At 72.0% G+C, this 17128-nt stretch carries 1 protein-coding gene (only partly in view); it reads right to left on the minus strand.

The features are described from left to right. A protein-coding gene (locus AMYTH_RS0117480) for a hypothetical protein (RefSeq protein ID WP_157360623.1) crosses the window boundary here: on the minus strand, positions 1–17128 show its end. 38828 nt of this gene lie beyond the right edge of the window; the window shows 17128 of its 55956 coding nt (coding positions 38829–55956); its start codon lies off the right edge, out of view — the gene reads right to left on this strand; it ends in the stop codon at positions 1–3.

Consider the following 17128-nt stretch of genomic DNA (forward strand, 5'->3'; position numbering starts at 1 on the left):
TCACGGTACCGCCGGACGGGTCGTGGTGATGCTCAGGTCGAACTCCTTGCGAACGTACCCGGCGTACATGTCGTACGGGCGGTCCGCGGCCCGCATCGCCCGGAGTTCCTCCTCGGTGTACTCGCTCAGGTCGGCCTTGGTCACCTCGGCCTTGACGTAGAAGTAGCGCAGTTCGCCCCGGGCCAGCTGGTCGCGCATCTCCCTGGCCACGCGGGCCTCGTAGCCACCGCGCTTCTCCATGAAGTCGAGGATCCGCCGCACGTACTGCGGATGGCCCTGCTCGTACCCGCCGTTGGCGTTCAGCCCGGCGCTCGGGCCCTTCGCTTCCACGATGACGTAGTGGCCGTCGCCGTCCTTGTACACCGCGTCGAAGTGGTTGGCGCCGCGGTCCGGGACGCCCACCTTCGACAGCTTGCCCCCGAACTCCTTGCGCAGGTCGGCGACCGCGTGCTCGGCGGCGATGTCGCCGAGTTTGTTGTTCCAGTGGTTGCTCGACAGGTCGTTGAACCCGGCCTGGTCGTGCTTGTCCAGCGGCGTGGTGAACCGGCTGTCCGGCTTGTGCACGCCCTTGAGCGCGTCGTTGGCCTCGGCGAGGTAGCTCTGGAGCCCGGGGCGTCCTGCCGCGAGGATGTCCGCCTCGGCGCGCCGTGCGGCCCGGAGAGTGTCCCGGCGGCCGACGACGCGGCTGCCGGGGAGTGTCTCCGACTTGACGGGCGGCTCGGCGGCGTCGTGCACGACGAACACGCCGTCGGACTGCTTCCGCAGCACGGGGACCTCGAACCCGCGGTACTTCGCCTCCGTCCGCAGCCGCGGGAAGACCCCGTCCGAGCCCATCTGGCGCCAGAAACGCTTCAGGAATTCCTCCGCGGTCCTGCCGCCGCCGTTGACGATGTCCAGGGTCTCCTGGCGCACTGACGCCTCGGTCAGCGCAGGCGGCTGGGCACCCGGCAACTCGGCGCCACGCATCCCGGGCTCGTACCGGGCCACCACCGCGAACCGCTCCGGCCCCCGGCCGGGCAGCGGGGCGACCGGGTTGACGGTGAGCCCGTCGTCGATTCCGGGGACCTCGATGGCCGGGCCGGCCGGACCGGGCGGGGTCACGGTGCCGTGCACCAGCGGCTCGTCGAGGTCGAGGAGGAGTTCGAACTGGGCGATCGTGGGCCGGAAACCGAGATCGGGGATGTCCAGCCTGATCTCCCCGGTGCCCGGTTCGCGGACCGGCGTCGCAGGCACGTACCCGCCGTGCCGGACCCGCGGCATGCTCGCCAGGAGCGGCGCGTTCGCGTCGGCCAGCCTGGGCAGCAGCTGTTCCAGCAGTGCGCGGTACCGGCCCGGCCCCGGCCACTCGGTCAGCACGACCTCCAGTCCGGACACCGCCTCCAGCACCCTCTTGATGTGCTCGGCCTTCCCCGGGTAGCCGGCCTGGGTCAGCCGCTCGTCGATGAGCGCCTCCTGCACGGCCTGCATCCACCGCGGGGACTCGCCCGTCTCCGGTGCCGTCGGCACCAGGAACTCGTTCGGCACGGCCAACGCCGTCACGCGGCCGCGCCGCCGCAGCCGGACGAGGTGGTCGCCGTTGTTCAACTCGGTGACCAGCCGGTCGCGCACGAGGTCCGGCCTGGCCGCGGCCAGCGCCCTCAGCACCTGGTAGGCGACGTCCGAACGCATCTGGTCCGGCGCCATCGCGCGGGGGTCCATCTCGTCGAACACGGGCCGGTCGAGCGCCGTCCACTCCCGGCCGGTCGTGTCCTGGCCAGGGATCATCGGCCGGTGCACCAGCCGGAGCGGGTTGGCCGGGTGCCTCGCGTCACCGCGTCCGAGCACCGTGTCGAGCAGCTCGCCGAACGCGCGGTGGACGAGCACCATCCCCTGTTTGTCCGGCGTGTAGAAGAACTCGTGGTCGGCCAGGAGCGCCAGGATTTCCGGGACGTCCCCGTGGATCCGCTCGAACTCCTGCCGCGCCATGGCGCGGTCAGCGCTCAGCACCGTCGCGGGGCCGCCCCACATCTGGTTCCGGGCCGCGAGCGGCTGATACGCGGCCAGGTCGACCACTCCGCCCGCGGTGCGCGGAAGCCCGTGCCCGCGCACGAACTCCGCCTGGACGGGTGCCGCCTCCGCGAACGAGCCCAGGGCCTCCGCGGACGGCCGCAGCGGTTCTTCCGCTGCCGACGGCAGCGCCTCGGCGTCGAAGTAGTCGAGGACTGACAGGCCACCGAGTTCGTCCGTGGTGGCTCCCTCGCTCAGCCGGTCGGCGAGCCACGCTTCACGCTCGGCCTGCGGCAACGCGTCGAGGTAGGGCAAGGTCGGCGGACGGGTGCTGTCCGGCGACAACGAGAGGCCGACGATCGGCACGGGGCCCGCGGTGCTGTGCAGGATGACGTCGACGGCCGTCATGCCGTCGACGTAGCCGTGCAGCGGCGTGCGGCCGGAGCGCCCGCTGACCGGGTCGAGGTACCGCACCCGCCCGTCCTCACCAGCGACGGCCGTGACCAGCGGCTCCTGACCCTCGCGGTGCAGAACCACGTAGGCGAAGGACCGGCCGTCCAGCTTCCCGAGCGCGTTGACCACGGTTTCGTACGCGGCTTCGACGATCTCCCCGCGGCGCGACTCCGGCAGCCGCGTGAGGTCGATCAGGCGCTGGAGTCGGCCGTCGCGGTCCTCGATCGAGTCGTCCACTTCGGCGCCGACGCCGTCGCCCATCCAGTAGCCCTGCACCGCCATGGCCGCCGCCTGGCCGTCCGGACCCGCGAGGAGCCGCACCGCCGTCTCCACGTCCGCGAGTCCGGCGGGTGCGGCGTCGCCGAGAACCTCCCGCGCGATCGTCAGCCGCGTGCTCGTGGACGGCTCCTGCTCAGTGAGCAGCGCCCTGGTCAGCGGGCTCAGGTGGGTTTTCGCGATCGCGTCGAAATCGCGTCCCTCCGGCAGAGCGGCGGCGATGTCACGGGCAGCCCGCGCGGTTTCTCCCGTCGCCGCCGCGTACCCGGCGCGGCCGATCAGTTCGGCTTCCTGCCGTGCGAGCGCGTCGAGCACGAGGAGCCGCCCGGCAAGCGGAGCGTCGACCACGACGGCCGGGTCCGCCCGCCTGCTCCAGAAGCGTCGCGGCTGCTCCGCACGGGCCAGTCCGTGCCGGGCCCGGCCGAGCTGGTCGCCAAGCACGCGCAGCGCCACCTCGCGCGGCGTGCCGGAGGGCAGGTTCAGCACGATCCGGTGCCGTCCGCGGGTGCCGGTCACCGGGCTGTCCAGCGGCGGCTGACCGGTGATCTCGACCGTCACGGGCACCGAGCCGAGGTAGCCCTCGATCCGCCCGTCGCTCGCGGACGGCGCGAGGTCGAGTCCGGGCACCACCCGGCGGAGGTCGTCCAGTGCGAAGAACGCCGCACGCCGGTCGGTCAGTCGCCGCTGCTCAGCGTCGTCCCCACGGACGGTGCCGGCTCCCCCGTCCGCTTCACCAGGAGGACCGACCACCCCTCCCTGCGCGCCAGGGGCGACGGGAACTCCACCGAGAGCACCTCCCAGACGCACCCACTTTTCGGGTCGCGCAAGGTAGTCCCCGGTTCGATCGGATCCCCCTGCTCCGGCCCCAGCAGCCGGATCCCCGGGAACGCCGCCAGGTCGTCCACTTTGGTCACCTGGAACGTCGTCATGTCCGTCTCCTTCGGTGTGGAACAGGTACGGGAGGACCGTCTCACCCTCCTGGGGCTCGGGCAGCTGGTCCGGTTCGACGACGGGCGGCCTCGACCTCCGGCCGTGGAGACGGTCCACCGCGGCGTCGCCGTGCGCCTCGGCATTCGCTTCCAGCGTGTCCTTGAGCGACTGGACCGGGACGATGCCCAGCTGCAGCTGGCCGGCGTGGGCCAGCTCGTGCCCCAGCACGCGGACCAGGGTGTCGATCGACTCGAACGCCTCCGGCGCCAGCCAGATCTCCCGGCCGCCCAGATGGGACGGCGTGGCGCCCGCGGCGCCTTCCGAGCGCATCTGGGCGAGCACGTCCGCGTCGGTGACGACGCGGATCGTCACGCCGGTGGCGTCCAGGCCGGCCCGGACCGCCGCCCAGCGCGCGGTCTCGGCCGACGGTTCGAGCGGGCCCATGGGCAGGCTCGGCGCGGGCGTGGTGGTGGCTTGGCTGCCGTCGAGGTACTCCTCGATCTTCGCGCGCACCTCGTCGGCGGAGAAGACGACGGGGGCCTTCAGACCGGTGAGACCCTGCTCGTGCCACAGCTCGTGAGCACGGTTGAGCTTGGCTGTCAGGTCGGCGACCAGTTCCGCGCGGTGCTGCGGCGTGAGCGCCGGGTCGGCGAACGCTTCGACGGTCCGCTCCGAGTCGTCGATCGCGGACTTGATTTCGAAGTGTGCCCGGTACCGGGGGAGGTCGGCCTCCCAGCCCGCGATGGCCTTCGGGTTCGTCCGGCCCATCACCTCGGCCCAGCGCTCGATGAGCCGGGCCTCTTCTGCCGGGCTGTAGTGCATGAGGTGCAGGTGGCGCGCGAGGTCGGCGACCGGGTCACCGTAGAGCGCCAGCTCCCAGTCCAGGACGCTGGTGCCGTCCGCGCGGACGACGATGTTGCGCCGGTGCAGGTCCATGTGCACCAGCCCGAACTGGCGGCGAGTCAGCTCGTGCCAGCTCTCGCGCACGCCCGCCAGGGGGTCGTCCGGCATCACGAAGGCCCGCAACAAGTCTTCGTGGTCACGGGACGCGCGCTGGTACCCGACCTCCGTCAGGTCGGACAGCCGTCGCGCGAACCCGGCGGTGTCGCCGGTGGACGGCCAGCCGTCCGGCACGGCGGGCAACTCGGCCGCCGAGAGCTGTGAGGCGTCGGCGAGCAGTCGCACGATGTCGTCGATCGTCTCGTCCGGCACCCGCTCGCCCTCGAGCAGGATCCGCCCGTTCTCGAAGGCCTGGACCTGGTTGCCACCGAGTGACTGCCACATGTCCGGGACGTTCGGCAGCACAGTGGTCGGGTTCGAGCGGCTCGAGCGCAGCTTCTCCAGCAGATCGGCCTCGTGCCAGATCCGCAGGTCCACATAGGACGCGCCCTCGACCGGCATCCGGACGTTGACCAGACCGAACCCGGTGTCGACGAGCACGTTCTTGTTGTAGTAACCCTCGGCGCCCGACTGGTTGCGCGCCAACGCCATGACGGTCTGTCCCCACTGCTCGCGCAGTTCCCGGTGTTCGTCGTCCCGCTGGGACGGGCTGACCCCCTGGTCGCGCATCTCCTCTTCGATGTGCGCCAGCAGATCCCGGGCCTCGCGCTCGGCCAGCGCAGGCGGCTCGCTGTCGCGCACGTGGCGGTCGAGGTCGGCCCAGGTCCACTTCGCAGGCAGCTGGTCGGCGCGGATCCCGTGGTGCACGAACACCTCGGTGGCCGACTTCGTCTCCGGGGCGAGAACCTCGCGCAGGACCTCGACCGTCTTGGGCGCGTACCACTCCGCCGCTTCGGCGAACTCCAGCAGGTCGAGCAGCTGCCGTCGGCTGTACTCGGCGCTCCTGCCCGCGAAGAACTGGGCCAGCTGGTCCCGGTCCTCCGACATGACCGCACCGTCGTAGGAGTAGCGCCACCGGAACTGCTCGCTCTTGAGGAAGTTCCCGCGGCGGTACCAGCTCGCCGACGTCACGTTGACGGCGGTCGACACCACACCCGAGCCGGCCTGGACGCCGATGTCGGCCACGTTCGGGTCCGCGGAGGTCGCCTCGGTGGTGGTGCGGCTGAAGAAACTGCCCACGTTGCCCGGACCGAGCTCGTCGAGCAGGAGGTTCATCGCACCGGGAACACCGGTGGGGCCGTGGTGGTAGACGGCCACGATGCGGGCGATCCGGTCCAGCGCCTCCTCGGCGTTCTCGCCGACGACGACGAAGTGCGAGTCGATGGCGCCGGCGAGCACCCGCGTCGGTTCACCGGGAACGCCGGCCACGAACCGGACGATCAGGTGCTGGCGGTGCGCGCCGCGGAGCTTGGCCCACAGCTCCTTGGGTCCGGGCTTGCGGACCTTGTCGATGTGCAGGAGGTACTCGCCGTTGCCGTAGCGCAGGACCTTGGCCAGGTGCTTGACCCGCTTGACCATCTCGCCGCTCTCGCGCAGGCGCTCCATGTCCTCGAACAGGGTCCCTGGCCGCGGCAGTTCCGGGCGTCTGCCGAGGATCTCGCGCGCCTTCGCGCCGAGAACCGGGTCGTCGGCGAACCGCGTCAGCATCTCGCGCAGATCGTTGTCGGCGCGGTGGACGTCCGTCGCCAGCGCGAGGGCCCAGTCGTCCATCGCCCGCGCGGTCGCCGCCCGCGGGCTGAGCTCCTTCTGCAGCCGGGTCGAGAGCCGCTCGATGCCGTTGCGCGCGGTGACCATCTTCATGGCGCCGTCGAGCGTGCTCTGGATCGCCTCGGTCGCGGACTGGCCCGCCGCGGCCGTGTTGTGCTGCTTCAGGCTGACCCCGGTGCTCACCAGGCCGCTGCCGAGCGCCCTGCCGAATGCCGCCATCGCCAGCTGCCGGATCTCGCGGCGGTGCATGAACCGCTCACGCTCGATGAGGTCGTCGACGTGCCGATGCACCCACGTCCGGAGGTCCTGGAGAGGCATCCGGGTGCCGTCTTCCGTCCACTGCTCGGGCAGCAGGGACATGAATTCGCGGACGTCGGTGTTGCCGCGCTTGTACACCGCCTGGTGCGTCGTCATGGGCGCGAGCGCGCCGGGCTGGTCGGTCAGGGCGTAGGTGATCCGCAGCTCGCCCGGGATCTTCGGCGTCCGCAGGGCAGGCTCGGCCTGGATCCGCAGGGTCAGCCCGTTGCCCGCGTCGATCGCCCTGGCGAGTTCGTCGAGGGTGAAGTCCTCCCCGTCGTCCTTGCGGCGGGCGACCTCCTTCGCGGCGGCTTCGGCCTCGTCGGCCGTCCGCTTCGTCTCGGCCACCTTGTCCTTGGCGACCTGGAGAGCGTCCCTTGCCTCGGTGACGTCGCTGTTCTTCGCGGCGATCTCCGCCTCCGGCGCGCCGTCCTTGCGTGCCTTCTTCAGCTCCGCGGCCACCTTGTCCACGGCCTTCTTCGCCGCCGCGAAGGCCTTTTCGGCCGCCTCGTGCGCGGCCTTGGCCTGGTCGGCCACGACTTCTTCGGCCGTCAGCACCCGCGCCGCCTTGACCCCGGGGTAGGCCTGTGCGCGCACGGTGGCTTCGCGCGCGGCCTGCACCAGCATCGCGGCGGTGTCGTCGGCCACCATCTCCTGGCTCGGCCGGACGGGCAGGTGCTGACCGACCTCCGCGGCGACGCCCTTGGCCACGCCGTCCGCGGTTCCCATCAGTCGCAGGGACGTGTCGGCCATGGCGATCCGGGCGTTGGCGCCGATCAGGGCCTGGAAGCCCTGCCGCTCGCGGACGGCGTCCTCCCACAGCTTCCGGGCCAACGCGTTGTACTTGAAGTTCAGGTAGCGGGAGGACATGAACCCGCTGCGGGAGCCCGCGCTGCCCGCCACGAGCGGCCCGATCAGTTCGAGACTGCCTGCGCTCATGTTGAAGAACGTCGTGACCAGGGTCTCCAGCGGCAGGGTCGTGAAGTTCTCCTTGGCCAGTGACTTCAGCGTGGGCTGGATCCACAGCTGCGTGCCCTTGGTGACGACGTCGGCCAGCTGCTCCGAAATCGCCTCGCGGATCGCCTCGTCGCCACCGTGGTAGGCGTTCGGCGACACGCCGATCCAGTACCGCTGTTCGCTGGTGGGCACCCGCCCGCCCTTGAGGACCTGGTACGAGCGCGGCAGGTTCCCGGTCACCAGCGAGACCTTCAGCGTCTCCCCGCTGGGCAGTTTGATCGTGAGGGTGCCGGCATCGTTGACGGCCTGCTTGCCGGCGTCCTCGGCGGCGATGCGCTCGTCGGACCAGGAGACCTCGACCAGTTCCCGGATCGTCTTCTGGATCGCCGGGCTGCGCACGTAGCTCGTCGGGAACGTCCCGGCGACCAGCTGCTCCGCCACCTCGGCGCCGATCCGGCTCATGCGGGCCTGCAGGTCGTTCATCTCCGCGCCGGTGAGCTGCGCGAGCGGTTCCGGCGCCGGGGTCTGCGGGACGTCCGTGGTGTGCGTCAGGTCCGCCAGCGGCTGGAGGGTTTGCGCGGTGTCGTGGGCGCCCTGCTGGAGCGACACCGCGGTCGGGCCGATCCCGCCGCGCATGATGAACGCCCGCAGGCGCCGCATCTCGTTGGCCGCCTCGGTCTGCTTGGCCATGGACGTGTAGTAGGCCGCCGGCGCGACCAGGCCGGTCCAGGTGAAGTAGGCCGCACGCGCGAGGAGGTAGGTGCTGCTCACGCCGGCGCCGAGACCCAGCGAAGCGAGGGTGCCGAGCGTGACGCCGGTGGCGCTGCCCGCCTGCACGAGCATCGTCGTACGGGCCTCGACACCGAGCGTGGGCAGCTGGGACCGGTAGCCGGAAACCTGTTCGAGCAACAGCTTTTCGAGGTCGCCTCGGACCTCGGCGCGCTCGGCGTCCGGCCGCACGGCGACCACCAGCTGCCCGCCGTCCACCCACTCCACCGGGACCATCGCCGGGACCTTCAGCGCCGCGCCTTCGGTCGGGTCACTGCCGTGCTCGGCGATGAACGCGTCGAGGTCCGCCTCTGTCCCGATGCGCTTGCCGAAGTGCTCTTCGATCCAGTTCGCCTTGGCGCGCAGGCGGAACTCCGCCGCCAGCGGGTGGTCGCCCGACTCGACCTGCGCGAGCGACGGGCCCACCCGGCCCTGCAGGGTGAACCCGGAGCGGAACACCCGGCCGCCGGGCACCATGTCCGTGCCGGACATCCAGGTGATCTTGACGACGTTGTGGAACGTCGGCTCTGCCGCGGCGACCGCGTCCGGCGGTTCCTGCTCCTCGACCGGGGTGTACAGCGACTCGATCGCGAACTCGGTGGACTGCCTGGCGTCGATGCGGCGCAGCCGGTCGCCGAGCACGCCCTTGACGTTCTTGTCGCCGAACCCGCCCCGGTTGAGCTCGTCGAAGAGCAGGGCCAGCCCGCGGACGGGGTGCTCCTCCGCCTTCCGCAGCTCGCCGAGCAGCATCAGGCTCTGCGGGTCGCGCACCCGGCCGCGGAAGTCCCGGTGCGTCAGGATCACGTCTTCGAGGAGCTTCGCGCGCTGGTGGCTGCGCTGGATGGCCGTGCTGAGCCCGAGTCCGTGGTTCTTGCCCGTGGCGTCACCGTTGAGCAGGATCCGCAACTCCTCCTCGACCGCGGCCAGTTCCGCGGCTGCCTGCCGCAGCGCGGGATCCGAAGAGTCGAGCAGGTTGGCGAAGTCGCCCGCCCGCCAGCCCCGGTGACCCGCCGCGCGCAGGGAACCGACGAGCCCCTCGCGGTTCTCGAGCAGGCCGACCACCTGGCCGACGGTGGCCTTGTCCCGCTCGGTCAGGTTCGCCATCGTCAGCTTGTCGCCGCGCATGGGGTTGGCGCGGAACAGGCGCGAGCCGTCGGTGGCGGGATCGATGCCCTCGCCCGGTGCCGCCAGGCGCTGGAACTGCCTGTGGACCTCGTCGAGCGAAGCCGCTTCCCGGACCAGTTCCGCGAGGGCGATGTCGAACGGCTTGCGCAGCTCGCTGGTGCGCTGCAGGGCGAGGCCGAGGTCGCGGCGAGCGGTCTCGGCCTGGGACTCGGCGGTGGCCGACGTGATCGGTTCGCCGTCCAGGTCCGGCAGCAGCGGGAGCGTGCCGTTCGCTTCGGCTTCGGCTTCGGCGGCACGGGCCTGCTCCGCCGTCTCCTCCCACAACGCGAGCTTCGCCAGCTGGAAGTTCGCCTTGGCGAGCTGGGCCCGGTGGTCCTCCCAGCGGGACCGGACCAGTTCCAGCACACCGGCCAGCCGCCGGTACCGGTGGGCCAGGCCGGCCTCGACCGCGGTCTCGCCGGTCTCGTGCCGCAGGACCAGGTCGGTGATCTGCTCGGCCAGCCCGGCGACCCGGGGGCCGACGGCCTCGAGCATGCCGGTGAGGGCCTCGGCGAGTTCCTCGGCTTCCGCGGCCGCCGCCGGATCGTCCAGCCTCTCCCGCAGTTCGCCCAGCGCCGCCCAGCCGCGCTGGTGTGCGCCGATCAGCTTGGTCAGCTCTCCGAGTCCACCGCGGACCGCGCGGTCCGCGGCGAAATCCTGCTCGGGCACCTGGACGGCGGTGTTCGGGTCGTGCTGCGGCGCCATGAGCCGCGCCAGCTCGGCGGTGAGGTCGGGGTGCGTGAAGCCTTCGGTGACCGCGGCGCCCGGGATCTGCCCCGTCAGCCAGGCGGCGAACCGCGGCCCGTGCGCGTGCAGCGCGGCCGTGATCCGTTCGGCGGCGCCCGCAGGCACCTCGCGCGTGGCGTCCTCGCCGCGGAAGAACCGGTCGAGCAGCGCCTGTGCGTTCTTCCGGAGGCGGACCTGCTCGGCCTGCGGCAGCCGGTCGACCGCGGCCTTCGCCTCAGTGGCGAAGTCGTTCCCGGAGCCGGGCAGCAGCGCGGACGCGCGCACGCCGTCGGGCAGGCTGTGGAACGCGTCGCCGATCACGGTGGGCTCGGCCTCGGCGAACTGGCGCCGCTGCGGCCCGGTGACCAGGTGGTCGGTGAGCACCAGCAGCGCGGCGACCTCACGCAGGCGCATCAGGTCCGATGTGGACAGATCGGCCGGGATTCCCGCGCGCTCCAGCCAGGCGCGGAACGCGTCCTCGGTGCCTGCCCGGAACCCGAACCACGGCATCGCGTCGGCGAGCGTCCGCGGCGTGGGGACGTGGATGGGCAGCGCGGCCGCCGCCGTCAGGCCGGGGCCCTCTTCGCCCGGACGCCACCGTGCGGCGATCTCGTCGAGGTAGTCGCTTCCGTGGGCCAGAGTGACGTGCAACGCCTGCGGCAGGTTGTCGCCGAAGCGGGCGTGCAGCGCGGGCAGGTCGGCCCCGTCGGTGAGCAGACCGTAGGCGTTGTCTCCCGCGATGACGGTGGCGTGCAGGGTGTCGACGGGCACCGCCGGAGCCGGCCGCCCAGGCGTTGGCGGGGCCTGGGTGCCCTGCCACGCGGGGTCCAGGAAGTTGAAGGTGAAGGGATCCTCACCACGACGGCGCGTTCGCGGCGCGACCGGGTTGTGGTCACCCTCCCGCACCGGTGGCGGCGCCGGGCGCTCGGCCAGCACCTCGCGTGTCCGCGTGCTCAGCCGGTCGGCCTTGACCTGCTCGAAGTCGACCCCGGCAGGCAGGTCACGCTGGATCTCCCGCTCCGCCTGCAGCATCTCGGACAGCGCCGTCGTCGGGGCCGCGCTCTGCTCGCGCTGGCGGCCCATCACCTCCAGCTGCGCGAAGCGGCCCGCGAGATCACTGGACAGCCGGTACCCGGCGCCTTGTCCCAACCGTGGCGCGAGCTCCTCCTGCTGAGCCCGCAGCTCGTGCCAGCGCATCGCGGTGTGGTAGGCGATCTCGCGCGCGGTGTCCGCACGGGACGACTTCGGGATGGCGATCCGGACTTCGTGCCCGCCCGCCACTTCGACCAGTTCCGATGTCGTGTAGTAGACGGGGAACGACGTGCTGTGGTCGATCTCGAACGTGGTCACCACGACGGGCAGGTCGCCGGCCAGGAGCCGCGCCGAGTCCGCGCCGGCGGACTCGACCCGCACGCCCGGCAGCGCGGACCCGACGAGGTCCGCCGCACTGGCCAGATCATGACCCGCCGGCTTGGAAGCGACGAACACCGTGTGCCCGTCTTCGTGCACCGCGTCCGCGTCCAGGCCGTGGCTCTGCAGCAGCCGGGTGATGCGGTCCTTGTCGGCGTCGCGTCCGGTACCGATCTCGAGGGTCGCTTCCGGCGGCAGCGAGTCGGCGAGGCGGGCCAGCGTGGCGTCGTCGAGTTCGCTGTGCGGCCAGTGCACGATGCGGACTTCGACGTACCCGTCCGGACTCCGTTCGCTGACGCCGGTGCTGGCGGCCAGCCGGGCGCGCAGGTGGGCGAGGTCGGCGGGGTCGGCGGGGTCGGCGTTCCCGGCTCGTTCGAGACGCCGGATCGCTTCGCGGTAGACGACGGCCTTCCCGGCCTTGTCGGTGTTCTCCTTGAAGGCGGTCAAGGTGAACCGGTCAGAGCCGTCGACGGTGATCCCGGAGGCGCCGAGCGTGACGAGGGTGTCGACGAGATCGGCGAGTTCCGCCCTGCCCCCGCCGTCGGTCACGATCTTCAGGAACCCGCCGGGGACCACCGCCTCGAAGGCGATCGCGAGCGCGCCGATGGACTTGCCGGTGAACGCCCCTGCGTCCAGGTTCTCGAAACGCACTTCCTGGTAGTGGTCGGCGGGCAGGTCCAACGTGGCGACCTCGGCCACGTGGTCGGGCTGGGCGGGGCCGGTGTCGAGCGTGACGTCGTCCGGGCCGGGCGCCGGCATGCCCTCGGCGCGGACGCCGCCGATGACGAGCCGCGGCCCGTCCTGACCGGGAAGCGGCCCGTCCGGCCACCGGACCACGGGGCGCTGGCGCACCTGCCACGCCACCAGCTGCCTGTTCCCCTCCCCGGTCCGGATGTCGCTCACCTGACCGAACCACTCCTGCAGCGCGGTCGTCGTCTCCTCCGCCAGCTCGGAATCGGTGCCGGCGGGCAGGTCGATCGACACGAAACCGTTGGCGTACAGCAGCTTCGCGAGACGGCGGACCGTCGCCGCGACTCCCCCGCTGTCCGGGTCGCGCACGATCTCCCGTAGTTCGATCTGGTCGTGGAGGCCCGCCTGCGGCAGGTCGCCGGGCGTCGCGGCGGTGAACTCCCACGACGGCAAGCCGCCCCAGGGGAGCGCCGGACCGGTCGCCGTCGGCTCGGTCACCTCGTAGCGTCCGCGGGCGCCGACTGTGAGAGCGGTCAGACCGAACGCGCCGATCGCGGCGATGTCCGCGGGCCGGGGGAAGCCCGGCAGCCCGTACCCGGCGTCGCTGTCCTCGATCACCTTCTCGGTGCGTTCGAGTTCCGCGCGCAGCGCCACTTCGAACGCGGCGACGTCGCTCATGCGGTGCCGGTTCGCCAGGTCCTGGGCGAAGTCGTCATCGCCGCGGGCGAGCGCGGCGCGGAGCTGACCGAGGGTGTCGGCCATGATGGCGCGCTGCGTGGCGAGCTGCTGGAGGACCCTGGCCGCGTCGGCCTCCCCGCTGTCCCCGTCCCACCAACCGGGGTCCGGTTCGAACCGCTTGACGGCGGTGATCGAGCCGGGGGTCAGCTGTTCCGTCTCGAACCCGGCCCGGCGCAGCGACCTGCTGATCGCCCCGGTGTCCAGTTCATCCTCGGCACCGATGACGACCGTCGAACCCACCGGCAGCGCCGCGCCGAGGTCGCGTTGCTGCTTCGCAGGGAGCCACTCGGGGCGCCAGTGCTCGAGCCACAGCCGGACCGGCAGGTCGCCGACGGACGGTTCGCCGGACAGCGTTTCGTAGAAGGCGAGCGCGTTCCGGGCGTGCGCGAGCAACTCCTGCAGTTCCGTGTCGTCGGCCTGCGCCTGGTCCGCCTCGAGGCGGCTCACCGCGTCCGCGTAGACCCGGGCGTAGCTCGCGGCGTCGTGGCGCCCCTTGAACATGTCGACGGCGATCTTGCCTGCCGCGGTACCGGAGAACGTCAGACCGGTCGCGCCGAGCTCCACCGAGTTCGCGACCACGTCGGCGAGGTTGGCGATCAGGCCTGCCCCGGCTTGCAGCGTCACGCGTTCGCCGATGGGCACGCCGTCGAAGGTGGCGGCGAGCATACCGAGCAGCCTGCCCGGGGACCCGGTGGCTCCGCCGTGACCGTCCCCTTCCCCGTGGAACAGGAACGGCGCACTCGGTCCGTCCCCGGCCTCCGGCAGCTGGTCCGGCTCGACCACGGGCGGACGGGCACGGCGGCCGTGCAGGCGGTCCACCGCGGCATCGCCGTGTGCTTCGGCGTTCGACTCCAGGGTGTTGACGACCTCCGCCGTGGGGCGGATACCGGCACGCAACTGCTCCACGTGCGCGCGCTCGTGGCCGAGGACCCTGGCCAGCTTCGCGGCGGACACGAACGCCTCCGGGGTCAGCCAGATCTCCGGTTCGTCCAGGAAGGTCGGCGTGGCCCCCAGTGCGCCTTCGTCGCGCAGCATGTCCAGGACGTTCGCGTCGTCCACGACCCAGATCCTGGTGCCGGCAAGGTCGACGCCCGCCGCGGCGCCCACCCACCGCGCGGTCTCGACGGAGGGCTCCAGCGGGCCGGCCGGCAGTTGCGCGACAGGGGGCGCCACGGGCTCCGCCGCCCGGGCGGGCTCCTCCGTCGCCGCCGGCCCGGTCTGCTTGACGGGCTCGGCGGGCGCCGTTTCGCGCACGTGCCGGTCCAGGTCCGCCCAGTTCCATGCGCCGTCCGGCTGTTCGGTGCCGATCTCGTCGACGCGGATCCCGTGGCGGGCGAACACCTCGGCGAACGGCGGAGCGTCCTCGGCGAGGCCGTCCCGCAGGATCTCGACGGTCTTGGGGGCGTACAGCCCGGCGGCTTCGGCGAACTCGAGGAAGTCGAGCTGACGACGGCGCACGTAGTCGAAGGTCTGGCGGGCCTTGAGGGCGGCGAGGGCGTCCCGGTCCTCGCTCATCACCGCGCCGTCGTAGCCGTACAGCAGCCGGAACTGCTCGTCGGTCAGGAACTCGCCGCGACGGAACCACGACTGCGAGATCACGTTGACCCACATCGACAACGCGGCCGACAGGCCCTGGATCCCGACGTTCTTCAGGTTGGTGTTCGGCCCGGCCCACTCGATGGCGCCACGGCTCGCCAGGTTGGGCACGTTGCCGGTCGAGAAGTCGGCGTACAGCAGGTCCGCCTTGCCCGGGACGCCGGTGTAGCCGAGGTGGGCGGCCTTGATCTGCAGAGTCATCAGCCGGATCGCTTCGTCGGCGTCCTCGCCCGTGATGAGGAACGCCGAGTCGATCGTGTTCGATTGGATGCGCGTGGGTGCCCCGGGCGCCCCGGCCTGGAACGCGAAGATCAGCTGCTGCTGGTGCGCACCGCGCACCTTCGCCCAGATGTTCCGGAAGCCGGGCCTGCCGATCTTGTCGATGTGCACGACGAGCGCGTTGTCGCCCCGCCACGAGTGGCTCGCCAGGTGCGGGATCCGGCGCTCCAGCTCACCCGCCTCGCCCAGCTCGCGCAGGCGGGTCGTCATCGTCCCGGGTTCGGCGATCCCGTCGCCGCGGCGAGCGAGAATCTCCCGCGCCTTGGGCCCGAGCTCGGAGTGGTCGGCGTAGCTCGTCAGCAGCTTGCGCAGCCGCTCGTCCTCGCGGCGCACCTCCCGTGCGGTGAGCCACGCGAGGTCGTCCTGGGCGCGCGGCGTCGCGGCCTGTGCCGTCACCTCCTTCTGCATCCGCGTCGACGTCCGCTCCAGGTTGGCGCGCGCGGTGATCATGCGCATCGCCCCGTCGAGCGTCTTCTGCGTGGCGTCGCTGAGCGACTGCCCGGCGCCGGCGATGTTGCCCTGCTCGACGCTCACCACGGTGCTGACCGCACCGCTGCCGATGGCCTTGCCCATCGCCGCGAGGGCGAGCTGGCGGACCGATCGGCCGTGCAGGAACCGTTCCCGCTCGATGAGGCTGTCGACGTGCCGCTGCATCCACGTTCCGAGCTCGTCGGCCGGGACGCGGGTGTCACCCGCGGTCCACTGTTCCGGCAGCAGCATCATGAAGTCGCGGACGTCCGTCCGGCCGCGCTTGTAGACGGCCAGGTGGGTCATCACCGGCATCGTGGGCACCGGCAGCCCGGCGCTGAAGCCGACCATCACGCGCAGCTCGGCCGGAATCTTCGGGACGCGCAGCCGCGGATCGGCCGAGATGACGACCGTGACCGAGCCCCCGCCCGCCTCTGCCGCCGCGGCCAGCTCGTCCGGCGTCAGCTCGCGGCCCGCCGTGCGCTGACGCGCTTCGCCGGCCAGGCGCTCGGCTTCCCTCGCCGCCGTCTCGGCCTCCGCGAGGGCGGTTTCCGCCTGTCGGAGCTTCTCCCGCGCATCCGGCTCGGCGGTCGCCTCGCCCGCAGCCTTCTTGGCCGCGGCGACCGCGTCCTTCGCCGCCTCGCGCTCACCGACGGCCTGCTCCGCCCGGACCTCCTCCGCGGTGAGGACGCGAGCGCCGCTGATGCCGGGCTTGGCGCGCGCGTGGTCGAGCGCGTGGCGGACCGCGGCACCGAGCAGTTCGGTGTGGTCGTCCGGCGCCGGCTCCGGAGCCGGCTCGGCGGGCAGGAAACGGGCGACCTCGGCGCCGAACGCGCGGTTCAGTTCGGCCGGAGCCGCCATGACGCGCAGCGACTGGTCGGCCATGGCGCGTCGGGCGGTGGCGCCGACGAGCGGCCGGAACTCCTGGTTCTCCCGGATCGCGTCCGCCCACATCTTGCGGGCCGAAGCGACGTACTTCCAGTTGATGAAGCGCGAGGCGACCCCGCCACCACGGTTGCCGCCGCTGCTGCCGATCGACGCGCCGAGCATGTCCCAGCTACCCGTCATGGCGGCGAACGCGGCGCTGACACCGACCTCCAGCGGGAAGGTCGTGAACGCCTCCGCCGCCATGGACCACACCGTGGGCTGCATCCAGAGCTGCGCGCCGGCGATCACGACGTCGACGACCTGCTTGGACAGTGCTTCGCGGACCGCGTCCACGCCTGCGCGGTAGGTCTTCTGGTCGATGCCGATCCAGTACCGCTGCTCGCCCGCCGGCACGTCGGCGCCCTTGAGCACCTGGTAGGACCGGTCGAAGCGGCCCACCTCGACCGAGATCTTGAGGTGCTCCCCCGACGGGAGGGTCAGCTTGAGCGTCCCGGCGTCCTGGACGGCCTGCTTGCCGGCGTCGTGATGCGCGATGCGCTCGTCGGACCAGGCCACATCGGTCAGGTTCGCGAAGGTCCTCTTCAGGTCCGGGGTGGGCAGGAACTCGTCCGGGAACTCGCCGTCGACGAGCTGGCGCGCGATTTCGCCGCCGAGGCCGGACAGCGTGCGCTCGAAATCCTTGAGCTCGCCGCCGTTGAGCGGCTCGTGCTCGACGGGCGGCGTGGTCTCCGGCACCGCGACGTGCACCAGTTCGGACATCGTGCGAGCCGACTCCGCGGTCGCGTGGTTGTCCGCTTCGAGCACGTCGGCGGGTGTGCCCATGCCGCCGCGCATCAGGAACGCCCGCTGCCGCCGCATCTTGTCCGCTGCCTGCACCTGCTTGCCCAGCGCGGTG

Source organism: Amycolatopsis thermoflava N1165, from assembly GCF_000473265.1.
Classification (GTDB): domain Bacteria; phylum Actinomycetota; class Actinomycetes; order Mycobacteriales; family Pseudonocardiaceae; genus Amycolatopsis_E; species Amycolatopsis_E thermoflava.